Origin of the sequence: Microbacterium sp. 71-36 (genome assembly GCF_001898305.1) — a bacterium.
Taxonomy (GTDB): Bacteria; Actinomycetota; Actinomycetes; order Actinomycetales; family Microbacteriaceae; genus Microbacterium.
Genome location: NZ_MKTP01000004.1, coordinates 159,578 through 183,271 on the forward strand (window position 1 = coordinate 159,578; position 23,694 = coordinate 183,271).

The following is a 23,694-nucleotide window of genomic DNA, read 5'->3' on the forward strand; positions in this document are numbered from 1 at the left end:
GAAAACGCGCCTCCGTCATTGAAGCGCTTCAAGAGGATTATGCAAGCCTCCCGCAGGTGAGTCAAGGATTTTTTGAAACGCTTCAGAGATCGGGGTTCGCGGCAATGCGACGACCGACCGTGCTCTCCCGAACGACGAGTTCGGGCTGGAGCATCGTGGTGACGTGGACGTGGTCCGCCCCGTCCTCGATCTCGGCCATCAGCAGCCGGACGGCTTCGCGGCCCATGTCGAGGCCCTGCATCTGGACCGATGTCAGCGGGATCATGCCGCCCCACGCTGCCGAGTTGTGGTCGCATCCCATCACGGCCACGTCGCCCGGGACCTCGATGCTGTGCGCGTTGAACACCTGGATGATCGCCATCCCGAGGAGGTCGGTGACCGCGATGACCCCGTCGAGACGGCCGGCGCGCACCTCCCCCGCGAGTTCTTCCCCTGCCCGCAGACCGCCGGGAGGGTCGAGGTTCTCCGTCGGGACCTCCTGCAACGAGACCCGACCGCCCTCCTCCTCGACCGCACGCCGCACGCCGCGCCGACGCAGCGCCACCGGCTGCAGGTAGTCGCGGCCGCCGACGAAGGCCAGACGGGTGCGTCCCATGTCGATGAGGTGGCGCGCGGCCAGGTACCCGACCTCCTCGTTGTCGATCAGCACCTGGCAGCAGTCGGCTTTGCCCGAGTCGTAGTTGAGGACGACGGTCGGTCGACCGTGGCTCCGGATGCGCGCGACGTCGTCACTGGCATCCTCCATCGGAGCCAACAGGATGCCGCTCACGCGGGCCTCGTCGAAGAAGTCCAGGTCGGCGCGCTGCTGATCCGCGCGATTGTCGCTGTTGGCGACGAGGACGTTCATCCCCAGCTCGGCCGCGAACCGCTGGGCACCCCGCGCGATGTCGACGAAGAGCGAGTTGCTGATGTCAATCACGACCAGACCGATGCTGCTCGAACGCCCCGCCGCGAGCTGCTGGGCATTGGAATTGCGGACGAAGCCGAGCTCGGCGATCGCACCTTGCACTTTGGCGAGCGTGGCCGGCGAAACCTTGGCGGGGTGGTTCAGCACGTTCGAGACCGTGCCCAGAGCCACCCCCGCGACGCGCGCCACGTCCGCCATGCTCGGCGTGCGCATCCCGTTCGACACCCGCGCCCCCTTCGTCCGCCTCGACCGTCTGCTTCGGATGCTAGCCGATCCCAGGAGGGGGTTGATGCGTTTCAATGTCGGGCGGACCAGCGGGGATGCCGACCCTCGAACCGGGCGGGACGGATAGCCTGGAACCGATGTCACGGGACGAGAACGCGCGCAGAAGACTGTCCCGGAGCACCCCGAACGGCGCGGTGGTCGCCGTGCTGGCCGTCGCGGGCCTGTGCTCGTCGTTCCTGTTCACCCTCGTGGTGCCGATCCAGGCGAAGCTGCCCGAGCTCCTGAACGCCTCGAGGGACGACACCGCCTGGGTCGTGACGTCCACGCTGCTCGCGGCCGCCGTCATCACGCCGATCGCCGGACGCCTCGGCGATATGTACGGCAAGCGACGCATCGTCCTCGTTCTGCTGGCCGTGATGATCGCCGGGTCGGTGATCGCGGCGCTCTCGCCCGGCATCATCGGGTTGATCGTGGGGCGCGCCCTGCAGGGTGCGGTGGTCGGCGTCGTCCCCCTGGGCATCTCGATCATGCGCGACGTCCTGCACGAGAACCGGGTCGACAGCGCGGTCGCCCTCATGAGCGCCACCCTCGGCGTCGGCGGCGCCGTGGGCCTCCCCATCAGCGCCCTCGTCGCGGAGAGCACGGACTGGCACTGGCTGTTCTGGATCGCCGCTGCCCTCGGCGCCGTCGTGTTCGTCCTGGTGCTGTGGATCGTGCCGGTGAGCGTGCTGCGCACCGCCGGGCGCTTCGACTACGTCGGGGCGGCGGGACTCGCGGTCGGCCTGATCGGCGTGCTCCTCGCGGTGTCGCGCGGCAACTCGTGGGGGTGGGCGTCGCCGCTCACCCTCGCTCTGGCCGCCGGCGGCATCCTCATCCTGCTGGCGTGGGGCTGGTACGAACTCCGCATCGACGAGCCGCTCCTCGACCTGCGCGTCGCCGCCCGGCGTCCCGTGCTGCTCACCAACCTCGCCTCGATCGCGATGGGCTTCGCCCTGTTCACCTCGAACGTGTCGCACCCGCAGATCCTCGAGCTCCCGACCGCCACGGGGGTCGGTCTCGGCCTGTCCCTGTTCACCGCGAGCCTGGTGGTCATGCCCTCGGGTCTGGTGATGATGGTGCTCTCGCCGCTCTCCGGCGCCCTCGCTCGCACCATCGGCCCGCGGGTGCTCCTCGTCGCCGGTTCGGTGTCGCTGATCCTCGCCTACGGTTTCAGCCTGATGTTCTCGACCGAGGTCTGGCACTTCGTCGTGGCGAACATCCTCATCGGCTTCGGGATCGGCTTCGGCTACGCCGCGATGCCCATGCTCATCATGCGTTCGGTGCCACCGAGCGAGACGGGCGCGTCGAACGGCCTCAACGCCCTCGCGCGCTCGCTGGGCACGAGCACGTCGGCGGCCGTGGTCGGTGTCGTCCTGGCCACGCTGTCGACGGGCGAGGGCGAGGCCCGCGTCCCGACGGCTCAGGCCTTCGACGTCTCGTTCGCCCTCGGTCTCGGCGCGGCGATCGTCGCGCTCGTGCTGGCGCTGCTCATTCCGGCGCGTCAGGCACCGAGCGAGAGGCATCCCGCGCTTCCCGAGTGACGTAGCCCCGCCGGCGCTCCGCTTGCGCCGACAGGTGAAAGACTGGCTCTTCCTCGCCGCCGCGGGGGTCTCCCTGCTCGCCGCCGTCGCCGCGTCCGGCGCACGGGCAGAACGGCACTGACACGTTCGGGCCGCTCCCCCACACACGACAGTGGCGCCACCCCGGAGGGTGGCGCCACTGAGCGGGTGCAGAGGTCAGCGGAGGATGCCGCCGAGGTCGAGCGCACCGTCGACCACGTCATCGACGCCCGAGGTGACGCCACCGACGACGTCGTTCACCGAGCCGGAGATGTCGCCGACCGACGCGCCGTTGTCGCCCGTGGAGACGCCGGCGTCACCCGTGGACACGCCGGTGTCGTTGCCGGAGCCGACGGGGGCGTCGACCGGGGCGGTGACGTCGTTGCCCGAACCGATCTCGTTGCCGGAGCCGAGGTCGTTGCCCGAGCCGATCGGTGCGGTGGTGTCGTTGCCCGAACCGACGGGCGCCGTGGTGTCGTTGCCCGACACGACGGGGGTCTGGTTGCCCGACGCGACGTCGCCGTTGAGCGAGTCGCTGACGAGCGGACCCTGCACCAGCGGTCCGATGTTGGCGATGTCGCCCACTGCGGTCCGGGGGCTGGCGGTGAAGTCGCCGCTGTCGATGAGGTCGCTGACCCACGTGTAGAACGGGTCGGACGCGTCGACGAACTGCGTCGCGGTCGTGGAGGCATCCGTCGAGGTGACGTCGTCGTCGGCCGAGGCCGGCAGCGCGAGTCCGGCGACGGCGAGAGCCGCAGCTCCGGTGCCGGCCGCAGCGATCATGCCGATTCGGGTCTTCGTGTTGTACGTACGCATCAGGTTTCCCTTTCCGTTTCCGTCTGCGGCGCTTCCGCCGCACGAGAGGTCATCCGGGGGCGATGCGGAATCGGATGGGCGGGATGCCGGCGGGAGGCGCTTCCGCCGGCGTTCGGGCGCGACGGGATCCGCGTCACGACGGCGATCGCGGGGAACCCTGGCAGAAACCTGGCAATGGCGATCCGGCACGGCATCCTTCGCTCGCGAGAGGGATCGTCGCCACGGGACCGGCGGCGCCCGGCCCGCCTGTCGCTCACGCGGTGGCGGCGGGTGCGACCTCCGCAGAGAACCGGTGGTCGCCGGCTCCGACCTCCTCGGCGATGTCGCCGACGCGGATCTCGGCGACGACGCCCTCGGGCACGGTGGCCACGAGGTGCACGACGGTTCCCTCCCGATGCCAGGACACCGCCACCCGGCCGTGCCGGCTGTCGAACGAGGTCTGCGCGTGATCGACGCCGTCGATCGGCTGAGGGGCGATCCGGACGCGCGAGTATCCGGGCTCCACCGGCGTCAGCCCTCCCAGGACGCGGTGCATCCAGTCCGCCACCGCGCCGAGCGCGTAGTGGTTGAACGAGGTCATCTCGCCCGGGTTGATGCTGCCGTCGGGCAGCATCGAGTCCCACCGTTCCCAGATCGTCGTCGCGCCCATCGTGACCGGGTAGAGCCAGGAAGGGCACTCCCGCTGGAGCAGCAGCCGTCCGGCGACGTCGACATGCCCGGTACCGCTCAGGGCATCCAGGATGTACGGCGTGCCGGCGAAGCCGGTCGAGATGCGGTGACCGGATGCCACGACCAGGTCGGCGAGATTCGCTCCGGCCCACGTCCGCTCGTCGTCGTCGAACAGCCCGAAGACGATCGCGAGGGCGTAGGAGGTCTCGCAGTGGTTGCGCAACCGGCGTGCACCGCGATCGACGTAGGCGTCGCGGAACGCCGCGCGGGTGCGGTCCCGCAGAACGCCGAGCTCGTCCCGCACCTCCGTGCGACCGAGAACACCGGCGATGCGGAACGTCAGGTCGGCAGAACGGTAGAGGCTGGCGGTGGCGACGAGGCCGCGGTCGGCTTTGGCATCCGCCGGGCGGTCCGGGGGCGCGTCGGGGTCGAGCCAGTCGCCGAACTGGAATCCGCGGTCCCAGAGACCGGATGCCGATACCAACGCGTCGACGTGACGCAGGTGGGCCAGCATCCCCTCGAAGTTCTCGACGAGCACACGAGTGTCTCCGGATGCCATCCACACCGCCCACGGCACCCAGACGATGGCGTCGCTCCACACGGCGGTCGAATCGACCGGGGCGATGTCCTCAGGCACGCCGACGTGCTTCAGGACATCCGGCACCACGTACGGAACGACGCCGCCCTGGTGCTCCTGCTCGGCCGTCACGTCGCGAAGCCAGTCCCGGAGGAAGTCCTCGACGTCGAAGAGGTAGGCACTGGTCGCCGCGAAGACGGCGATGTCGCCCGTCCACCCCAGTCGCTCGTCGCGCTGCGGGCAGTCCGTGGGCAGGTCGACGAAGTTGCCGAGCGTGCTGTTGACGACGTTCTGGTGGAGTCGATCCAGGAGGGGCTCCGAACTCGAGAACGTCCCGGTGCGGCGCAGACGCGAACCGATCCGCACGGCTTCGACACCCCCTCGGCGCACGGCGTCCAGCCCGCCGGGCCAGCCGTCGACCTCGACGTAGCGGAACCCGTGGAACGTGAATCGCGGCTCGAACACGTCGTCGCCGCCGGACAGGATGAACCGGTCGGTGGCACGGGCCGAGCGGAGGGGACGGATGCCGATCTCACCGTCCTCGAGGACCTCGGCGTGACGCAGCGTCACGATGTCGCCCGGGTCACCCGACACCCGCGCGCGCACCCAGCCGACGAGGTTCTCGCCGAAGTCGACGATGATCCTGCCGCTCGACGACGTCCAGGCATCTTTCACGCCCAGGGTCTGCAGGGGCACCACCGGTGGGCCGACGTAGGGCTCGAACCGGTCGCCGGGCTCGTCAACGATGCGCACCGCCTGTTCAGGGGAGTCGCTCCCCCGGCGCCGAGCGTCGATGGTCTGGCCGTGGTAGAGGTCGTCGGAGAGGATGCCGCCCGCGCGCACCGTCCACCGTTCGTCGGTCCCCCAGACCTGGGCGTGGCCGTCCTCGAACAGGAGGTGGATCTCGGCGATGGCCGCCAGCTCGTCGCCGTACACGGCGGTGGCGCCCATCCAGGTCAGGCTTCCCCGGTACCACCCGTTACCCAGGGTGAGCTCGAGCGTCGACCGCGCCGCGACGAGCGCCGTCACGTCGGTCTCGGCGACGCGGAGGCGCCACTCGTAGCTCGACCACCCGGGGGTGAGGAGCTCGTCGGAGACGCGGGTCCCGTTGAGCACCGCCTCCACGATCCCGAGGGCGGAGTAACGGAGCGTGGCCCGGACGACACGACCGTGCCCCTCGTCGAGGGCGAGCCGGCCGACGAGGGTGGGAGCGCCGTCGACGGGTGCGGTCGGCGCGATCAGACGAGAGATCGTGAACATGGATCAGCCCTGGGTCGTGTGTAGACCGATCTACATAACCGGGTGGAGGAGACGATAATCGACGGAGAAGACCTTCGTCAACCGATCTACACCGGGGGCGAACCGACGGAAGGAGACCGATGCGCGATCCCGTACCCTCCCCCGCGTCGGCGATCCGGGCGGCGACCATCGACGATGTCGCCCGTCACGCCGGCGTGTCCCGGGCGGCCGTCTCGAAGGTCATCCGCGACGCCTACGGGGTGAGCGACCGGATGCGCGAACGCGTGACCGCCTCGATCGAGGCCCTCGGCTATCGGCCGCGGGTGGCCGCCCGCGCCATGCGCGGGTCCACGTCGACGATCGGTGTTCAGCTGCCGCGCATGGACAACGGCTTCTTCACGCGCATCCTGACGGGCGTCGTGGACTCCCTGCGCGAGTCGGACTACCAGCTCATCATCGCCCCCATGACCGATGCGGTCAGCGGCACGACGGCGCTCGAGAGCCTGTACGACAGACAGGTCGACGGGATCATCGCCGTGGCCCCCGGCATACCGCAGGCCTGGCTCGAAGACCTGGGACAGCGCGTGCCCGTCGTGCAGGTCGGCCAGCACGACCGCCCCCGCCACTACGACGTCGTCCTCGGAGACGATGACGAGGGGGCCCGCCTGGTGATGGAGCACCTGTTCGCCGCCGGTCATACGCGGATCGCACACGTCACCAACGACGAACGGATCCTCGTCGAGCCCCGTACCGACCCGCACCCCCGACGCCGGCGGGTGTACGAACAGCTCATGCGGAAACGCGGGCTGGACCCCGAGGTCATCCGCATCCACCCCGCCGAGGGGGACGCGCGCGACGCCGTGGCAGGTCTGCTCGATCGTGCGGTGCGTCCGACCGCTATCTTCGCCGGGCACGACTCCCTCGCGCTCTCGGCGCTCGAAGTCGTCGCGAACCCAGGTCTCGGCGCCGCCGATGTCGCCGTGGTCGGCTACGACGACGTACCGATCGCCGCGCACCCGCTGGTCGGGCTGACGACGGTCGACCAGCACGGGCAGCAGATGGGGGCGGCGGCCGCAGATCTCCTTCTCGAACGCATCCGCGGACGGGTGACCCCCGAGCGGCGGGTGTTCACGCCCGAACTGCGCGTGCGGGCCACAAGCGGCCCGCCGCGCACCACTGCGGGGTGAGACGCCGTCAGTCCAGCAGCAGCGCCGGCTCTTCCAGAACGGATGCCACGTCCGCGATGAACCGCGAGATGCCGTCGCCGTCGACCACGCGGTGATCGAACGAACCCGACACCGTGGTCACCCAGCGGGGGCGCACCTCGCCGTCCACGACCCACGGCTTCTGCCGGATCGCGCCGAGGGCGATGATGCCGGCCTCGCCGGGGTTGATGATCGGGGTGCCGGCATCCACTCCGAACACTCCGATGTTGGTGATCGTGAACGTGCCGCCGACCTGATCAGCCGGGCTCGTCTTGCCGTCGCGCGCGGTGAGCGTGAGGTTCTCCAGTGCCTTCGCCAGCTCGCGCGTGTTCATCGCCTGCGCGTCCTTGATGTTCGGGACGAGAAGACCCCGGGGCGTCGCGGCGGCGATGCCGAGGTTCACGTAGTGGCGCACACGGATCTGCGCGCCGTCCTCGGTGTCGACCCAGGCGGCGTTGATCATCGGGGTGCGGCGCAGCGCCCAGATCACGGCGCGCGCCATGATCAGCAGCGGCGAGATCTTCACGTCGGCGAAGTCCGGCGAGGCCTTCAGGCGCTTGACGAGCTCCATCGTGCGCGACGCGTCGACGTCGACCCACACGGAGACGTGCGGGGCCGAGTAGGCGCTCGAGGTCATCGCGTTCGCGGTGGCCTTTCGCACGCCCCGCACCGGGATGGACTCCTCCCGCGCGTCGTCGACCGGCGCGGGCGCCGCGGGGGCTGCGACCGGGATGGTCTCCTCGCGCACGGTGCCCCATTCGGGCGTCTCGATGTTGCGGAAGACGCTCGCCTGCTCGGCGTGCTTCACGACGTCGTCGCGCGTGACCTCACCGGCGGGGCCGCTCGGCGTCACGGCCGACAGGTCGACGCCCAGGTCGCGGGCGAGCTTGCGGATGGGAGGCTTCGCGACCACCCCGACGGATGCCTTGACCGGCCGCTCCGCCGGCTTCCGACGCCGCGACGACACCGCGCCGCCCGTGCCGTAGCCGACCAGGACGGCGCCGCCGGCGTCGTCGGGCTCGGGCACGCTCACCGGTTCGGCGGGCGCCGGGCTGCCGGCATCCGTCGATCCGATCGTGATGATCGGCGCACCGACCTCGACGGTCGCCCCCTCGGATGCGAGGAGCTCGCCGACCGTGCCCGCGAAAGGCGACGGCAGCTCGACGAGCGACTTGGCGGTCTCGATCTCGACGAGCACGTCGTTGACGGCCACCTCGTCGCCGGGCGCGACGCGCCACTGGACGATCTCGGCCTCGGTGAGTCCTTCACCGACGTCGGGGAGGACGAAGGTCTGCTCGGTCACGGTGATGTCCTTTGCTCGCGAGACTTCAGCTCACCGACGAGGCTGCGGCGCGATGTCGCGGTCTCGCCGGTGCGATGAAGTCTCGCGGTTCATGGCGGGGAGAGGAAGAGCGGGTCAGTACGCGAGGGACCGGTCGACGGCCTCGAGGATGCGGTCGGCGTCGGGGAGGTACGTTCCCTCGAGCTTCGCGGGCGGGAACGGCACGTCGAAGCCCGACACGCGCAGCACCGGCGCTTCGAGCGCGAAGAACGCCCTCTCCATGACGGTGGCGGCGATCTCGGAACCGAGCGACGTGAACCCCGGCGCCTCCTGCGCGTAGACCATGCGACCGGTGCGGCGCACCGAGTCCAGCAGCGGACCGTAGTCGACCGGTGAGAGCGAACGCAGGTCGATGACCTCGCAGCTCGTGCCCTCGCTCTCGGCGAGCGCCGCGGCCTGCAGCAGCGTCGTCACCATGGCGCCGTGACCCACGAGCGTCACGTCCGTGCCGCGACGGACGACCCGGCTCGCGTGCAGCGGCAGCGCCGGGGCCTCGGTGTCGACCTCGCCCTTCTGCCAGTACTTCGCCTTGGGCTCGAGGAAGATCACCGGATCGGGCGAGTCGATCGCCTGCTGGATCATCCAGTAGGCGTCGTTCGCGGTCGACGGGCTGACGACCCGCAGACCCGCGGTGTGCGTGAAGTACGCCTCGGGACTCTCCTGGTGGTGCTCGACCGCGCCGATGTGTCCGCCGTACGGGATGCGGATGACGACGGGCATCTGCACGCCGCCCTCGTGGCGGTTCGTGATCTTCGCGAGCTGCGAGGTGATCTGGTCGAACGCGGGGAACACGAAGCCGTCGAACTGGATCTCAAGCACGGGACGGAAACCGCCCATCGCGAGACCGATCGCGGTGCCGACGATGCCGGACTCCGCCAGCGGGGAGTCGATCACGCGACGCGGCCCGAAGTCCTTCTGCAGACCCTCGGTGACGCGGAAGACCCCGCCGAGCGGCCCGATGTCCTCACCCATGAGCAGGACGCGGTCGTTGGTCTCGAGCGCGCGACGGAGACCGGCGTTGAGTGCGCGGCTGATCGGCATGTTCTCGGTCACTGCGCGCCCCCTTCCATCGACGCCTCGTAGTCGTCGAGCCAACGCTGCTCCTCCTGCACGAGCGCGTGCACCTCGGAGTAGACGCTCTCGAACATGTGGACGCGCGGGATCGTGCCGAGCTCGTTCGTGCGCACGCGCACATCGTCGGCGAGCGCGCGACCCTCGGCATCCGCGTCGTCGAAGAACTGCGGCGACGCCCCCCTCGCCTCGAGGTACGCGCGCATACGGGCGATCGGGTCACGACCGGCCCACGCCTCTTCTTCGGCGGAGGTGCGGTACTTCGTCGGGTCGTCGCTCGTGGTGTGCGCGCCACGGCGGTAGGTCATCGCCTCGATCGCGCGGGGTCCGCCGCCCGCGCGGGCCTCGTCGAGCGCGAGCTTCGACACCGCGTAGCTGGCGAGCACGTCGTTGCCGTCGACCTGGACACTCGGGATGCCGTACCCCGCCGCCCGCTGGTACAGCGGGGTGCGCGACTGGGTGGCGACCGGGACGGAGATGGCCCACTGGTTGTTCTGCAGGAAGAACACCTCGGGCGTCTGGAAGCTCGCGGCGAACACCATCGCCTCGTGCACGTCGCCCTGGCTGGACGCACCGTCGCCGTAGTAGACGATCACCGCCTCGTCGCGCTCGGGGTCGCCGGTGCCGCACTTTCCGTCGAACACCAGGCCCATGCCGAGGCCCGTGGCGTGCAGCGTCTGCGCGCCGAGCACGAGCGTGTAGATGTGGGTGTTGCCGTTCTTCGGGTCGGACGGATCCCATCCGCCGTGCGTGAGCCCGCGCATGAGCCGGATGATGTCGAGCGGGTCGACGCCGCGGATGCGGGTGACCACGTGCTCGCGGTACGAGGGGAAGATGTGGTCCTGCGCGCGGGCGGCGCGGGCCGAGCCGACCTGGGCGGCCTCCTGCCCGAACGACGGCGGCCACAGAGCCAGCTGCCCCTGCCGCTGCAGGTTGGTCGCCTGCACGTCGAACGCGCGGATCGACACCATGTCGCGGTAGAAGGTCTCGAGATCGGTGTCGGAGAGGGCCTCGATCAGGGGCAGATAGCGCTCGGCCTCAGGGGTGGGCGCGAGCGTGCCGTCGGCCGCCAGAACGCGCACGAGAGCCGGGTCGTCGAGCGGGGTCATGTCCCTACGCTAACGGTCGCGTCATGCCCTGCACCGCATGAGGTGCACAACGGATGCCGCGATCCGGCGTTGGATTCCGACAAGCGGCGTGTGCGGACCGGCGCCCGGGCGCCGAGGAGATCGCCCGTGATGTCAACAGCATTCGAACGCGACTGCACCTCGCGCAAACCCGAGAGCGCTCCCGTCCTCCGGCTGCTCGGCCAGTCGCTCGATCAGCGCTTCGAGGTCCTCCGCGCGGATGAAGTGGCCGTCGCGGACGACGGCGGTGATGGATCCCAGAGCGGCGACGTCCAGCGTCGGATCCGACGCGAGCAGAAGCAGGTCGGCATCCGCGCCCGGTGCGATGACGCCCATCGTCGCGGTCCGGCCCAGGTAGCGGGCCGGAGCAGTAGTGGCCATCCGAAGGATGTCCAGGGGACGGATGCCGGCTGTCGCCAGCTCCTGGAACTCGAGCTGCAGGCGCTGGCCCGGAGCCTTGCCCTGACCATCGGTGGCAGCCATCATCGGCACCCCCTCGTCGTGCAGGATCTTCGTCACCCGCAGCACCGCGGTGTAGACGTCGCGGTAACTCTGGCGTGTGATGTCCGGGAGCTCGCGGAAGGTCGCCAGGACATCGTCGTAGTCGCGGCGAGCGTTCTCCGTCATGAGGGGCAACCACGGATCCGTCTCATACTCGGCCGAGTCCATGAGGTATTGCGTGCGGAGGCGGACGAGGGTCGGCGCGTGCCACGTGTCGTTCTTCACGAAGGTCGCGGCGAGCGCACGGGCGCGATCCTCATCGAACGCCTGCACAGCCTCCCGCTTGAAGGCGACGGCATCCGGCGAATCGAAGGCGGCGGGGTTGATCAGCTTCTTCTCCGAGGTGGCGGTGAAGATCCCACCGACCCCGGGCAGGCCCGCGATCCACGCCGGCAGAGGCAGCCCGGTGTCGTCCATCGCCCACAACTCGTCGCGGCGGGAGGAGGCCTCGATCCAGATCCCGTCGGAGGCGCCGAGGTGTTCGATCGAGTCGAACCCCGCCGCCGAGGCTTCTGAGGGGAGAACGGATTCCGGGAGGTGCCCGGCGATGCGGAGGCCCTTCGCGTGGGCCCGCTCGACCGCCGCGAAGAACACGTCGCGGTCGGTCAGCACCATCTTGATGAAGTCGGCGCCGTCGTCGTACTGAGAATCGATCGCTTTCTGCACGGCATCCACGGATCCCGCGGTGAACGGGGTGAGGATGTCCCCCGGCATCGCGAGCAGTCGCGGTGCGTTCACCGACAGCGGCAGCCGGTTCGCGGCACGGTGGGCGAGCATCTCGGATGTGCCCAGCATCTGACGCATCCCCGTGACTCCCTCGGCGAGCATGGTGGCCATCATCAGGGCCGGGTTCTGCGCCTGGAGAGCGTGCGTGTGCATGTTGTTGTAGCCGGGCACCGCGAAGCGTCCCGCCCCGTCGACGGTCGGAACGCCCGGATCGGATGCGAGGGATGCCACGTCCGCGACCGCGATGATCCGCCCGTCGCGGATGAGGATGGAGGCGTCGTCATGGCGGCTCCCGTCTCGTGGGTCGACCACCGTGACGTGATCGATCCGCAGGGAGCCCGGCGCCACCGGTACCCTGCGCGGCGGGAGGGACCCCGACGCCAGCCCACGGATGAGCGGCATTCCGACACCGATCGCCGCCCCCGCGGTGAGCGCACCGAGTCCGGCGCCCCAGAGGAACTGGCGGCGCGTGCGGGTCGACCGGCCGACCGCGTGGTCGGCAGTCGCGTCCGAGGCAGGCTCGTCGGAAGAGGGCGTGGTCATCGGGACTCCTGGAGTGACGTCGGGTCGCACGAGAGGGCGGCGAGCGGGCGAGCGGAGGATGGGCCGTCCGGGTCGAGGGGCGCCGTGACGAGCAGGTGCGCTTCACCTGATGCGAGGCGGACACCTGTCACGGTGAGCCCACCCATCGCGGGCAGGCGAAATCCGGTTGACAGCCACTCCGGGGCCCGATCGCCGAGGAGCCGTCCGACCGCTGACGGAGGCAGGGCGAACCCTCCGACGTCGACGCTCTCGGCTTCCAGCACCCACGCTCCATCCCGGGAGTCGGCGACGAACGTGGCACGCGCCGGAACGGACCTGCCCCGGAGATCGAGGTCGGTCTGAACAGCGATGCCGCCGGCACTCGTCGCGACCTCGACGTCTTTCCCCGTGCGGCATTCGAGGGCGTTCGCCACCGCCGCGTCGCCCAGAGCTATGTCGATGTCCACGTGCCCGGTCGCGAGAGACCACAGCGCGAGCCCGTCGGCGGGCGAGGCGTGCACGCCCGGGACTTCCGCGGTGAGGGACTCGAGGCGCGCATCCAGGCGCGCGCGAACGGTGATCTCTACGACGGCCGCGACGGCGAGGACGACGATGAGGACGGAGCCGAGCGAAAGGAAGACGGCACGACGGGAGCGGGGGAAGGCCATGCCGCGAGTCGAGCACGGCGGGCTTCCGGCAGAGCGGCAGGGACGCTGGCGAAGCCCTGACGGATCGCTGACGGCAGCGGTCCGGACGGATGCCGTCAGGAGACGGTCAGGTCCGCACCCCGGCGGCCGTCAGGCCCGGCCGCTCGGATGGAAAGCGATCCCACGTTCGTCCCGGAGGACCCATGTCGCTCGCTCTTCATCGCCTCGGCCGTTTCATCGGTCGCCACCGCCTCGCCGTCATCGGCGTGTGGGTGGCGGTCCTGCTCCTCATCGGCGGTGTGGGATTCGGGGCCGGAGCGGCCTTCGAAGACGACAACTCAATCCCGGGCACCGAGTCTCAGGAAGGACAGGACGTCCTTGCGACGCGCTTCGGCTCCTCCGCGTCGGGAGCGAGTGCTCAGCTGCTGTTCCGTGCGGACGACGGTGATATCACCGGCGCGGACGACCGCGCGGTCATGCAGGCACGCCTCGACGAGATCGCCACCGTGGACGGCGTCGCGGGGGCCAGCTCCATCGACGACCTGACGATCGACGAGGGAGGCGACGCGGCGCTGGCCACCGTCCAGTTCGATGACCGGAAACCTTCCGAGTCGGTGCTCGACGGAGTCCAGGACGCGGCCGTCCGCGACACGGATGGCGTCACCTCCACGATCGGCGGAAGCGCCTACAACATCCAAGAAGAACAGAGCCATCTGGGCGAGGTGATCGGCCTCGCCATCGCCCTGCTGGTTCTGATCATCGTCTTCGGATCATTGCTGGCCGCGGGGATGCCGCTCGTGGGTGCGCTCACGAGCGTGGGCACGACGCTGGGCGCACTGTTCCTCGCCTCGCATCTGACCGCGATCTCCCCATCGACCTCCGCCTTCTCGAGCATGCTCGGACTCGCCGTGGCCATCGACTACTCCCTCTTCGTCCTCTCCCGCCATCGCCACGAACTCGCGCGAGGACAGTCACCCCACGAGGCGATGGCACGGGCTCTGGGCACAGCCGGCACCGCCGTGGTCTTCGCGGGAGTCACCGTCGTCATCGCGCTCGGCGGACTGTTGGTCGTCGGCATCCCGACGCTCACGACGATGGCGGTGGGCGGCGCGCTCGCGGTGACGATGGGGGTGCTGGTCGCGCTCACGCTGCTACCCGCCGTCGCGCTGCTCGCGGGCGCACGCCTCCGACCACGGGACCGCGCCAGGTCCACGAATCGAGCTTCGAGACCGCCGCTCGCGCAGCGATGGGTGAGCTTGGTGACCCGGGCGCCGGCGGTCACCATCGTGCTGGTCGTGCTCGGGGTGGGAGTCGTCGCGGTACCGACGATGTCGATGCAACTGGGCCTGCGAGATGCGAGCACTCAACCCGTCGGCACGATCCCCCGTGATCACTACGATGCCATCGCGGCATCGTTCGGGCCCGGCTGGAACGCTCCGCTCCTCATCACGGCGGACGTGCTCTCGCCGAGCAACCCGGTGGAAGTGGTGGATCAGCTGCAGGGCGACCTGGAGCATCTCGACGGGGTCGTCGCCGTCCCCCTGGCGACGCCGAACGCAGCCGGCGACACCGCGCTGTTCCGGGTCATTCCCGAGGGCGGCCAGAACGACCCCCGGACGGCAGACCTCGTGGCGGAGCTTCGCGCTCAGGCACCGGCCTGGGAGGAGAAGTACGGCATCTCGGACATCCGGGTGACGGGGACGACCGCCGTGAACATCGACATCTCCGCGCGTATGCAAGCCGCCCTCGTGCCGTTCACTCTCACGGTCGTCGGGCTGTCGCTCGTGCTCCTCCTCCTGGTGTTCCGCTCCCTCTGGGTGCCGATCAAGGCGACGCTCGGCTTCCTGCTCTCCGTCGGAGCATCGTTCGGAGCGATCGTCGCGATCTTTCAATGGGGATGGTTCCCCGCTCTGCTCGGCGGCGACTCGCCCGGGCCGCTCGTGAGCTTCCTGCCGATCCTCGTCATGGGCGTGCTGTTCGGACTCGCCATGGACTACGAGATGTTCCTGGTCAGTCGGATGCGCGAGGAGTACAGCCACCTCGGCGACGCACGGGAGGCCGTGGCCGGCGGATTCACGCACTCGGCTCCGGTCGTCACGGCAGCCGCGGTCATCATGATCTCGGTCTTCGTCGCGTTCATCCCGGGGGGTACGGACACGATCAAACCGATCGCGGTCGGTCTCGCCGTGGGGGTCTTCGTCGACGCCTTCCTGGTCAGGATGACGCTGATCCCGGCGATCATGGTCGCGCTCCATCGTCACGCCTGGTGGTTGCCGCGGTGGCTGGACCGGATCCTTCCCACGGTGGACATCGAGGGGGAGGCGGTGATGCGGCAGGCGGCGGTCGACGACGGCCCGGTGGCGGCACTCGCGCTGAGCGCCCGCGACCTTCGGGTCGATCCGGACGACGTCCCCCTCACGCGCGACGTCCGATTCGGCGAGGCCGTGACCATCGACGACTCGCTCCGACACCGCCTCGCCCCCGCGCTCAGTGGGCGCGCGGACTTCGCCGCGGGCACGCTGGTCGTCGCGGGCAGAGTGCTGCCGGACAGCAGCGTCGCGGTGCGTCGACTCACCGCGGTGATCTCACCGGAAGACGCCTCCGGCTCCGATTCGGCGCGCCGGTTCGCGACGACGATGATCACCCTTGCCGGGGGCGGTCGGCGACGGCGGCGGCAGCGTCTGGGGATCGTCGAGCACCTCGTACCGGATCTGGACGTCCGGATCGCCGACCTCGACTCCGTGGGCCGACAGATGCTGTCGGCGGCGGTGGCATACGCCTGCGGTGCCTGCGTCCTGTTCTTCCGCACCCCTCCACGACCCGAAGACGTCCGCGCGCTGACGGAAGCCGAAGCGACCGTCATCGTCGTCTCCCCGGTCGCCGGCGCTGAATCCCCCTCCCCCCTCGAGATCGGAGCCTCCGCGTGACCTGGAACAGCCGACGCACGATCGCGCTCGCCGTCGCCGTCGCGATCGCCCTCCCGCTCCTCGGCTCCGCCGTCGCCGCGGCCGGCCTCGCCGACCGGATGAACCGGTCCGACGCTATCCCCATCGCCATCGTCAACAACGACCAGATCGTGACCGGTGATCGCCCCATGGCCGCAGGTCGCGCCCTCACCGATGCGCTCGTCCACCACGACGGTGTCGCGCTCGGCTGGGTCGTGACGGATGAGACGGATGCCGCGGAGGGGCTCCGCGACGGCGACTACTACGCCGTCCTGACCATTCCGGAGGAGTTCTCCGCTTCGGTGCTCTCGGCCGGGGGAGACCATCCCGTCGCCACCGAAGTGACGCTGGAGACCGACCCCGGCGCGTCCGCCGCAGCATCCGCGGCATCGCAGGTCGTCGCTCGGACCGCTACCGAAACTCTCGGGCGCGAAGTCACCACGGCCTTCGTCTCGAGTACGGTCACCGGCATCGACCAGCTCTCGACCGCGCTGTCCGACGCCGCCACCGGCGCCGGCCAACTGGCCGACGGCACCGGGCAGGTCCGGGACGGCACGGTGCAGGTCGCCTCCGGGACCACCGAGGTGGCGGACGGGCTTCAGCAGCTGAGCACAGGGGCGGACGACCTCGCGGCCGGAAGCCACCGGGTGGCGGACGGGGCGACGAGTCTTTCGGGGGGCGCCGCAGATCTGCGGGACGGAACCGCGGGAGTCGCGTCGGGGACGGCGCGGGTCGGCGAGGCCACGTCCGCGACCGCGGCCGGCTCCCGGCAGCTGGCGGATGGTCTCGCCGCACTCGCTTCCTCCTGCCCGCCCACGGCGGGCGCGCAATACTGCGCCGCGGTCGCGGGCGCGGCGACGACCGCGAGTTCCCTCGCATCCTCGGCGGGCCAGGCGGCGGCGGGAGCGGCGACGACCGCGAACGGGGCCCAAACGCTTTCGACCTCGTCCGGTGCGCTCGTGCAGGGCGCGGCGGATCTTGCGGCCGGTGCTCGAGATTCGGCCTCGGGCGCCGACCGGCTCGCCGCCGCCGCAGCGTCCGCCGCCACCGGTGCGGACACCCTTTCGACGGGCGCGACCGACCTGGCCGCCGGTGCCACTGATGTGGCATCCGGGGCAGAGGAGTTGGCCACCAAGCTCAGCGACGGTGCCGCGGCGGCGCCGACCTACACCGACGATCAGATCACCCAGATCGCCGACGTGGTCGCGCAGCCCGTGACCGTCGCGACGACGAGCGACGGCTCGGCGGCCGGGTGGCTCCCCGCGGTGATCGCCGCTGCGGTGCTGTGGATCGGCGCCATCGCCACCCTCGCGATCCGCTCGCGGGCGCTTTCGGCGGCGGCCCTCGTCTCGCCGACGTCGAGCGGGCGTCTGACGCGGGCCCTGTTGCGCCGCAATCTCGCAATCGGCGCGGCCCAGGGGGTCGCCGTGACCGCGATGCTCGCCATCTTCCGGATCGACCTCGCGGCGGTCCTCGGGTTCGGCGCGCTGGCCGTGCTGGCCGCACTGACCTTCGTCACGCTGGTCTCGGGGCTCCATGTCCTGCTCGGCCGGTGGGCCATCGTGGCCATCGCGCTTCTCACCCTTCTCGAGGCGTCGACGCTCTCCGGCGCACTCCCCCTCCAGACCGCGCCGTCGTGGCTGGCGGCCGTAGCGCCCTTCCTTCCCGTCTCCGCCTTCCTGCGAGTCGGCGCGCAGGTCGCCGAGGGGACCGTCTCGTCCGACCTGATCGCCCCCGTGGTGTGTCTCGCCCTCTGGTCGCTCGTCGGGGCGGGGCTGGTGCTCCTCGGCATCCGGCGCTCCCGGTCGCTTCCCGCGGCGTCCCCCTCCCCCGGGAGACGGGCTGAAAGGATGGCGACATGAACCCGCGCGTGCTGCTGGTCGACGACGACGAAGAGATCCGAGCGATGCTCGAGTCGACGCTGACCTTCAGCGGGTTCGACACCGTCCTCGCGGACGGCGCGCTCGCGGCGATGGAGGCGATCTCCTCCAGCTCTCCGGATGTCGTCGTGCTCGACGTGATGATGCCGGTCATGGACGGGTTCGAACTCGCTCGCCTCATTCGCGCCCGGGACGCCCGCATCCCGATCATCTTCCTGTCTGCTCGGGACGGCGTCGACGATCGTGTGCGCGGCCTCCGACTCGGCGGCGACGACTACCTCGTGAAGCCGTTCACCGCGATCGAACTGATCGCACGGATCGAAGCGATTCTGCGTCGCCGGGACACCGACGACACGTCGCCCCCTCCCCACGACACCCTGCAGGTCGCCGACCTGCGCGTCGACGTCGACCGACACGTCGTCTCGCGAGGCGGCACGACCATCGAGCTGTCTCCAACGGAGTTCCGCCTGCTGGAACTGCTCATGCGCAACGCCGGGAGGGTGCTCTCCAAGACCGTCATCCTGCAGGAGATCTGGATGTACGACTTCGGGGGCGACGCCAACGTCGTCGAACGCTTCATCTCGAGCCTGCGGCGGAAGATCGACGGCGATCAGCCCTCGATGATCGTCACGGTGCGGGGGTTCGGTTACCGCATCGACGACCCGGGTGCGGCGTAGCGCATGCGTTCCATCCGTGGCCGATTGACCCTCAGCCTCTCGCTGGTCGTCGTCGTCATCGTGTTGGGCTTCGCCGCGATCGGCGCTGTCGCGGTCCCGTCGATCCTGCTCAACCGCGACACCGACCGTCTGACCGCGGCGGGGGATCGCGTGCTCACGAGCCTTCGGCTCAGCGGCGGTGTCACCATCGACCTCGACGTGCTGCAGAACTTCGTCGCCAACGACATCGGTGTCGTGCTCCTCGCCGGAGACGAAGCCGTCGCGACATCGGGGCTTCCCCCGGAGGACGTCGCCGAGGTCGTCGCCGAGGCGGGACCCGAAGTCCGCCGAGCGTCAGGGCCGTATCTCACGGAACGGATCGACGTCGAGGGGTTGGGCCTCGCCTACGCCGACACCGGCAGATCCTCGGAGGTCACGGCGGTCGTCCTGGGCATGCGGAGCGCGCCAAGGGACATCACGACCACGCTCGTCGTCACCGCCCTCGTGGTCGTCGCGCTCGCCACGACGTCGGCGCTCATCGCGGTCGCCGCCATCGTCGTCGGTCGTGGGCTGCGACCGCTGGCGGATATGGCCAACCGCGCGGAGCGGATCGCGGGGGGCGACCGCACCCTGCGCCTCCCCGTCGACGAGTCCGGCGACCCCGCGATCGCACGCATGGCCAACACTGTGAACACCGCATTCGATGCCCAGGAAGACGCGGAGAATCGGGTCCGGGCCTTCGTCGCCGACGCCTCGCACGAGCTCCGCACCCCGCTGACGGCCGCGCACGGGTGGATCGAGCTGTACTTGCGCGGCGGCCTCCGCGACGAGAATCAGCGGGATGCCGCCATGCTGCGGGTTGCGCGTCAGCTCCAACGTCTCGGCGAGCTGACCGACGAACTGGCCCTGCTCGCCAGGACCGACGCGGGACGGCCGCTCCTGAGCGAGGAGGTCGATCTCGGTACGCTCGCGCGCGACGTCGTCGCGGATGCTCAGATCGTCCATCCGGCCCGCTCCCTCCACCTCGCCGTCTCGGGGGAACCGAGAGTGCTCGGCGACGGGGCACGTCTTGCGCAGGTTGTGCGCAACCTGGTCGGCAACGCCCTGCAGCACACCGACGGCGATGTCGGGGTAGACATCGTCGCCGGAGATGCCCGCCACACCATTCGGGTCCGCGACTCGGGGCCGGGAATCCCCAGCGAGGCGCTGCCTCACATCTTCGAACGATTCTGGCGCGGCGACACAGCGCGCAGCGCGTCCGGCGGTTCCGGTCTCGGCCTGGCGATAGTCCAGGCCCTGGTGTCGGCCCACGACGGCACGATCAGGGTTACGAGCGCTCCCGGGAAGGGGACCACCTTCGAAGTCTCACTGGCCGCGCACACTCCCCAGCGGAAAGACTCCGGCACCTGACTCTGCGCGGTCGTCACTCGTCGCCGAGCGGCACGTAACGCACGCGCGCGATCCGCGCCGGCGTCGACCCGAGGGCGCGCAGCCCGAGGGTGCGGCCGGTGAACCCGCCCGCGACCTCGGTCGAGAGGTAGCGGCCGTCGAGGGCCGCGATCCATCGCTCGCCGTCCGCGTCGACCAGGCCGAACCGCAGGTCGTCGGGGCCGTCGTGGGTGGCATCCGTCGCCTCGACGACGAGCGTCACGGCGTCGCCGACCGTGCGGGCGGAACCCGGGGATGCCTCGAGCGGTCCGATGCGGGCCCGCACCTCGACCGCAGCTCCATCGAGCGCGACCTCGTACCAGTGCCGCTCATCGAGTCGGACCCGCAGGGCCACACCCGCCGAGGTGTCGACGCGCGCCTCGTACCGCCAGCGCAGATCGCGCACCCGCACCGACAGCGCTGAGGGCGCGCCGTTCACGGCATCCCGACGATCGAGCTGGAGGCCGCCGTCGGGATGGGGGCGCGCGAACGCGGCGAGCGCCGCGCCGGGCGACACCCACCGCGGGTGCAGCACCGGGGCGGAGAAGTCGTCGACGAACGCGGTGTCGGGCCGGGCGGGCAGCTCGTCGTCGGTGTGCACGACCGGCCAGTCGTCGACCCAGGCGATGCGGGCGAGGAAGGTCTCGCGACCCACGACGTGGAACCCGGGCGTGAAGCCGCGCGGCCGCACGCCGAGGTGGACCATCGCCCACTCCCCGTCGGGTCGCTCGACGAGGTCGGCGTGCCCGGTGTTCTGCACGGGGTGGCCGGTGCTGCGACGGCTGAAGATCGGGTTCGACGGCGCGGGCTCGAACGGACCGTCGATCGCCCGCGACCGCGCCACGCACACCGCGTGTCCGCGCTCGGTGCCGCCTTCGGCGGTGAGCAGGTACCACCACTCCCCGCGCCGGTACAGGTGCGGGCCCTCGGGGTGCGCGAGGCCGCTGCCCCGCCAGATCACCCGCGGCTCTTCGAGACGGATGCCGCGCTCGAGGTCGACGCGCACCTGCGCGATCACCGGCAGTGTGCCGCCCGCGGATCGCAGCGTCTCATCGAGGGCGCAGTAGGTGAGGAAGCATCGGCCGTCCTCGTCCCACGTCAGGTCGGGGTCGATGCCGCCCAGGCCCGGGAACACGATCGGCTCCGACCAGGGCCCGGCGGGATCCGCGGCCGCGACGACGAACTGCTCGCCGCCCCGCTCGACGTTCGTGCCGACGACGAAGAACATGCCGTCGCGGTGGCGGATCGTGGGCGCGTAGATCCCCCGGCTCGCCCCTGAAACCCCGGCCGGGAACTGGCTCCCGCTCACCAGGACGTTCCCGAGCTGCGTCCACGTCCGAAGGTCACGACTGTGGTGGATCGGGATCCCGGGCGCGTACTCGAACGACGAGTTGACCAGGTAGTAGTCCTCGCCCACGCGGCACACCGAGGGGTCGGGGAAGAACCCGGGGATGACGGGGGTGGTCCCGGCATCCCGGATGCCGACGGCCGGCGACTCGGTCACCGGAGGTCTCAGCGCGGGACGACGGACGCGGCGACCTCGATCACGCGGTCGATCGACTCCTCCTCGCCGACCGAGATGCGGACCCCGTCGCCGGCGAACGGTCGCACGATGAGCCCGGCCTCCTCGAACACCGCGGCGATCTCGAGTGCACGCTCGCCCGCGGGGAGCCACACGAAGTTGCCCTGCGCCTGGGGCACGTCCCAGCCGCTCGCGCGGAGGCCGGCGGCCAGGCGGTCGCGCCGCTCGGCGAGGACGGCGACACGGTGCAGCAGCTCGCTCTCGGCATCCAGACTGGCCAGGGCCGCCTCCTCGGCCGCCGCCGTGACGGCGAGCGGGATCGCGGTGCTGCGGGCCGCGTCGAGCACGCGCGTGTGCCCGATCGCGTAGCCGACGCGCAGGCCCGCGAGGCCGTACGCCTTCGAGAACGTACGCAGCACGACGATGTTGGGACGCGCGAGCAGCGCGCGCACGCGGTGCCCCTCGACGGCATCCGGGTCGGTGACGAACTCGGCGTACGCCTCGTCGAGCAGCACGAGCACGTCCGAGGGCACCGCCTCGACGAAGGCGGCGAACTCGTCGAAGCCGACCGTGGGACCGGTGGGATTGTTGGGGCTGCACACGACGATGACGCGCGTGCGGTCGGTGACGGCGGCCGCCATCGCCGGAAGATCGTGACGCGCGTCCGCCGTGAGCGGCACCTGCACGCTGGTCGCGCCGGTGACCGCGACGAGCGACGGGTACGCCTCGAACGAGCGCCACGCGTAGACGACCTCGTCGCCCGGGCCGGCCGCGGCGGACAGCAACTGCGCGAGCAGCGACACGCTGCCCGCGCCGATGTGCACCTCGTCGGGCGACACCCCGTAGCGCGCGCCGAGGCGTGCACGCAGCCGGGCGGCCGTGGCATCCGGGTACCTATTGATCGACGTCGCGGCCTGAACTGCCTCGACCACCCCCGGAAGAGGACCGAACGGGTTCTCGTTGCTCGACAGCTTGAACGCGTCGGGGCTCGCCTGCTTGCCCTGCCGGTACGCGGGCAACGCGGCGATCTCGGGACGGATACGGGGGAGGACCGGCTCTTCACTCACATCGCGAGCCTAACCGCGACCCTCGTGCGCATGTCAGACCCCCGTGCCACGATGGCCTCATGCGCTTCGTCGTCCGCGTGGCCGTCAACGCCTTCGCCATCTGGATCGTCACCCTGCTCCCGGCCCTGCAGGTGACGCTCATCCCCTTCGCCCCCGGCGAGGGACTGCAGGTGGCGCTCACCCTGCTGCTGGTCGGGCTGATCTTCGCCCTGGTCAACACCATCGTCGGCACGGTCGTGAAGATCGTCGCCTTCCCCCTCTACATCCTCACGCTCGGACTCATCTCGCTCGTGATCAACGGCTTCCTGCTGTGGCTCACCGCCGTGATCACCGCCAACTGGGACTGGGGGCTGCGCACCGGCGAGTTCTGGCTCACCGTCGTCGCGGCGCTGCTGATCGGCATCATCAACGCGATCCTCGGCGGCCTCCTGCGTCCGCGGAACGACGAGCGCGCACGCCGCTGATGCGCTCGCGCCCGGTCCCCGCCATGATGGAGGGATGACCGCGAGTGCCGACGCGCCCTTCCGCGTCGTCTTCGTCTGCAGCGGCAACATCTGCCGGTCGCCGATGGCCGACGTGGTGTTCCGGCGTATGACGGAAGAGGCGGGCCTCGGTTCCCGCGTCGTCTCGACCTCGGCCGGCACGGGAGACTGGCACGTCGGCGAGCGCGCCGACCACCGGACCCTCGCCGCCCTCGAACGTCTCGGCTACGACGGTGCCGCGCACCGCGCGCGACAGTTCACGTTCGCCGACTTCGCGCACAACGACCTCGTCGTCGCCCTCGACCGCAGCCATGAGCGTGTGCTGCGCGGCTGGGCCCGTCACGACGACGACGCCGACAAGATCGCGCTGCTGCTGTCCTTCCTCCCGGATGCCGAGACCCTCGACGTCCCCGACCCCTACTACGCCGGCCCTCCGATGTTCGACGAGGTGCTCGGTATGATCGAACGCGCCAGCCGAGCCCTGTTCCGGCAGCTCGAGCCCGCCATCCGTTCCGCGGGCTGACTTCTTCGCGCGACCCCCG

General features: G+C 70.6%; 18 protein-coding genes. 8 read left to right on the forward strand and 10 right to left on the reverse strand.

The window, feature by feature from the left end; genetic code table 11:
• Window positions 1-82: 82 nt before the first annotated feature.
• Complete coding sequence (locus tag BGO45_RS12265; RefSeq protein WP_292694650.1) at window positions 83-1,132, reverse strand: LacI family DNA-binding transcriptional regulator; 1,050 nt, start codon at window positions 1,130-1,132, stop codon at window positions 83-85.
• Between the two features lie 137 nt (window positions 1,133-1,269).
• Between BGO45_RS12265 and BGO45_RS12270 the strand changes: the two genes are divergently transcribed.
• Window positions 1,270-2,712: an MFS transporter gene (locus BGO45_RS12270; protein ID WP_292694652.1), complete on the forward strand. Its 1,443-nt coding sequence runs from the start codon at window positions 1,270-1,272 to the stop codon at window positions 2,710-2,712.
• A gap of 195 nt (window positions 2,713-2,907) precedes the next feature.
• Here the strand turns inward: BGO45_RS12270 and BGO45_RS12275 are convergent, their stop codons facing one another.
• Both BGO45_RS12275 and BGO45_RS12280 read right to left on the reverse strand, forming a co-directional pair.
• Window positions 2,908-3,546: a hypothetical protein gene (locus BGO45_RS12275; RefSeq protein WP_292694654.1), complete on the reverse strand. Its 639-nt coding sequence runs from the start codon at window positions 3,544-3,546 to the stop codon at window positions 2,908-2,910.
• Window positions 3,547-3,799: 253 nt separating this feature from the next.
• A complete protein-coding gene (locus BGO45_RS12280) occupies window positions 3,800-6,052 on the reverse strand; it encodes an alpha-L-rhamnosidase (RefSeq protein ID WP_292694656.1) in 2,253 nt (750 codons plus the stop codon).
• A gap of 119 nt (window positions 6,053-6,171) precedes the next feature.
• Here BGO45_RS12280 and BGO45_RS12285 point away from each other — a divergent pair, with 119 nt between their 5' ends.
• A complete protein-coding gene (locus tag BGO45_RS12285; RefSeq protein ID WP_292694657.1) occupies window positions 6,172-7,218 on the forward strand; it encodes a LacI family DNA-binding transcriptional regulator in 1,047 nt (348 codons plus the stop codon).
• A 7-nt stretch (window positions 7,219-7,225) separates the two neighbouring features.
• Here BGO45_RS12285 and BGO45_RS12290 read toward each other — a convergent pair whose 3' ends face one another.
• The 5 genes from BGO45_RS12290 to BGO45_RS12310 form a co-directional block, all read right to left on the reverse strand.
• A complete protein-coding gene (locus tag BGO45_RS12290) occupies window positions 7,226-8,539 on the reverse strand; it encodes a dihydrolipoamide acetyltransferase family protein (RefSeq protein ID WP_292694659.1) in 1,314 nt (437 codons plus the stop codon).
• 114 nt (window positions 8,540-8,653) lie between these two features.
• The gene (locus BGO45_RS12295) at window positions 8,654-9,619 is read right to left on the reverse strand and encodes an alpha-ketoacid dehydrogenase subunit beta (RefSeq protein ID WP_292695176.1); all 966 of its coding nucleotides are present in this window, start codon (window positions 9,617-9,619) and stop codon (window positions 8,654-8,656) included.
• 8 nt (window positions 9,620-9,627) lie between these two features.
• Window positions 9,628-10,758 carry a thiamine pyrophosphate-dependent enzyme gene (locus BGO45_RS12300; RefSeq protein ID WP_292694661.1) on the reverse strand — a complete coding sequence of 377 codons (1,131 nt, stop codon included), beginning with the start codon at window positions 10,756-10,758 and terminating at the stop codon, window positions 9,628-9,630.
• A 132-nt stretch (window positions 10,759-10,890) separates the two neighbouring features.
• Window positions 10,891-12,546, reverse strand: a complete 1,656-nt coding sequence (locus BGO45_RS12305) for an amidohydrolase family protein (RefSeq protein WP_292694663.1) — start codon at window positions 12,544-12,546, stop codon at window positions 10,891-10,893.
• Window positions 12,543-13,193, reverse strand: a complete 651-nt coding sequence (locus BGO45_RS12310) for an LmeA family phospholipid-binding protein (protein WP_292694664.1) — start codon at window positions 13,191-13,193, stop codon at window positions 12,543-12,545. Before BGO45_RS12310 ends, BGO45_RS12305 begins: the two co-directional genes overlap by 4 nt.
• A gap of 182 nt (window positions 13,194-13,375) precedes the next feature.
• Between BGO45_RS12310 and BGO45_RS12315 the strand changes: the two genes are divergently transcribed.
• Genes BGO45_RS12315 through BGO45_RS12330 form a run of 4 tightly spaced genes read left to right on the forward strand, consistent with a single transcriptional unit; the run spans window position 13,376 to window position 20,063 of the window.
• Window positions 13,376-16,099: an MMPL family transporter gene (locus BGO45_RS12315; RefSeq protein WP_292694666.1), complete on the forward strand. Its 2,724-nt coding sequence runs from the start codon at window positions 13,376-13,378 to the stop codon at window positions 16,097-16,099.
• Window positions 16,096-17,979: a YhgE/Pip family protein gene (locus BGO45_RS12320; RefSeq protein ID WP_292694668.1), complete on the forward strand. Its 1,884-nt coding sequence runs from the start codon at window positions 16,096-16,098 to the stop codon at window positions 17,977-17,979. The genes BGO45_RS12315 and BGO45_RS12320 overlap by 4 nt, the downstream gene beginning before the upstream one ends.
• Window positions 17,976-18,674 carry a response regulator transcription factor gene (locus BGO45_RS12325; protein ID WP_292694670.1) on the forward strand — a complete coding sequence of 233 codons (699 nt, stop codon included), beginning with the start codon at window positions 17,976-17,978 and terminating at the stop codon, window positions 18,672-18,674. The genes BGO45_RS12320 and BGO45_RS12325 overlap by 4 nt, the downstream gene beginning before the upstream one ends.
• A gap of 3 nt (window positions 18,675-18,677) precedes the next feature.
• Window positions 18,678-20,063, forward strand: a complete 1,386-nt coding sequence (locus tag BGO45_RS12330) for a HAMP domain-containing sensor histidine kinase (RefSeq protein WP_292694671.1) — start codon at window positions 18,678-18,680, stop codon at window positions 20,061-20,063.
• A gap of 13 nt (window positions 20,064-20,076) precedes the next feature.
• Here the strand turns inward: BGO45_RS12330 and BGO45_RS12335 are convergent, their stop codons facing one another.
• Both BGO45_RS12335 and BGO45_RS12340 read right to left on the reverse strand, forming a co-directional pair.
• Window positions 20,077-21,585 carry a glycoside hydrolase family 43 protein gene (locus BGO45_RS12335; protein ID WP_292694673.1) on the reverse strand — a complete coding sequence of 503 codons (1,509 nt, stop codon included), beginning with the start codon at window positions 21,583-21,585 and terminating at the stop codon, window positions 20,077-20,079.
• Between the two features lie 8 nt (window positions 21,586-21,593).
• Window positions 21,594-22,670 carry a histidinol-phosphate transaminase gene (locus BGO45_RS12340; RefSeq protein WP_076492999.1) on the reverse strand — a complete coding sequence of 359 codons (1,077 nt, stop codon included), beginning with the start codon at window positions 22,668-22,670 and terminating at the stop codon, window positions 21,594-21,596.
• A gap of 59 nt (window positions 22,671-22,729) precedes the next feature.
• On the opposite strand from BGO45_RS12340, the gene BGO45_RS12345 reads away from it, so the two are divergent.
• Both BGO45_RS12345 and BGO45_RS12350 read left to right on the forward strand, forming a co-directional pair.
• Window positions 22,730-23,134 (forward strand): phage holin family protein, encoded by a 405-nt coding sequence (locus BGO45_RS12345; protein WP_292694674.1) that lies wholly within the window; start codon window positions 22,730-22,732, stop codon window positions 23,132-23,134.
• A gap of 34 nt (window positions 23,135-23,168) precedes the next feature.
• Window positions 23,169-23,675: a low molecular weight protein-tyrosine-phosphatase gene (locus BGO45_RS12350; protein WP_292694676.1), complete on the forward strand. Its 507-nt coding sequence runs from the start codon at window positions 23,169-23,171 to the stop codon at window positions 23,673-23,675.
• Window positions 23,676-23,694 lie beyond the last annotated feature (19 nt).

What these genes read in the sequence shown, in the direction of transcription:
- BGO45_RS12305 (WP_292694663.1), bottom strand. Translation starts at nt 12,546, where the DNA reads ATGACCACGCCCTCTTCCGACGAGCCTGCCTCGGACGCGACTGCCGAC.
- BGO45_RS12295 (WP_292695176.1), bottom strand. Translation starts at nt 9,619, where the DNA reads ATGCCGATCAGCCGCGCACTCAACGCCGGTCTCCGTCGCGCGCTCGAG.
- BGO45_RS12350 (WP_292694676.1), top strand. Translation starts at nt 23,169, where the DNA reads ATGACCGCGAGTGCCGACGCGCCCTTCCGCGTCGTCTTCGTCTGCAGC.
- BGO45_RS12300 (WP_292694661.1), bottom strand. Translation starts at nt 10,758, where the DNA reads ATGACCCCGCTCGACGACCCGGCTCTCGTGCGCGTTCTGGCGGCCGAC.
- BGO45_RS12270 (WP_292694652.1), top strand. Translation starts at nt 1,270, where the DNA reads ATGTCACGGGACGAGAACGCGCGCAGAAGACTGTCCCGGAGCACCCCG.
- BGO45_RS12275 (WP_292694654.1), bottom strand. Translation starts at nt 3,546, where the DNA reads ATGCGTACGTACAACACGAAGACCCGAATCGGCATGATCGCTGCGGCC.
- BGO45_RS12315 (WP_292694666.1), top strand. Translation starts at nt 13,376, where the DNA reads ATGTCGCTCGCTCTTCATCGCCTCGGCCGTTTCATCGGTCGCCACCGC.
- BGO45_RS12325 (WP_292694670.1), top strand. Translation starts at nt 17,976, where the DNA reads ATGAACCCGCGCGTGCTGCTGGTCGACGACGACGAAGAGATCCGAGCG.
- BGO45_RS12330 (WP_292694671.1), top strand. Translation starts at nt 18,678, where the DNA reads ATGCGTTCCATCCGTGGCCGATTGACCCTCAGCCTCTCGCTGGTCGTC.
- BGO45_RS12280 (WP_292694656.1), bottom strand. Translation starts at nt 6,052, where the DNA reads ATGTTCACGATCTCTCGTCTGATCGCGCCGACCGCACCCGTCGACGGC.
- BGO45_RS12345 (WP_292694674.1), top strand. Translation starts at nt 22,730, where the DNA reads ATGCGCTTCGTCGTCCGCGTGGCCGTCAACGCCTTCGCCATCTGGATC.
- BGO45_RS12285 (WP_292694657.1), top strand. Translation starts at nt 6,172, where the DNA reads ATGCGCGATCCCGTACCCTCCCCCGCGTCGGCGATCCGGGCGGCGACC.
- BGO45_RS12310 (WP_292694664.1), bottom strand. Translation starts at nt 13,193, where the DNA reads ATGGCCTTCCCCCGCTCCCGTCGTGCCGTCTTCCTTTCGCTCGGCTCC.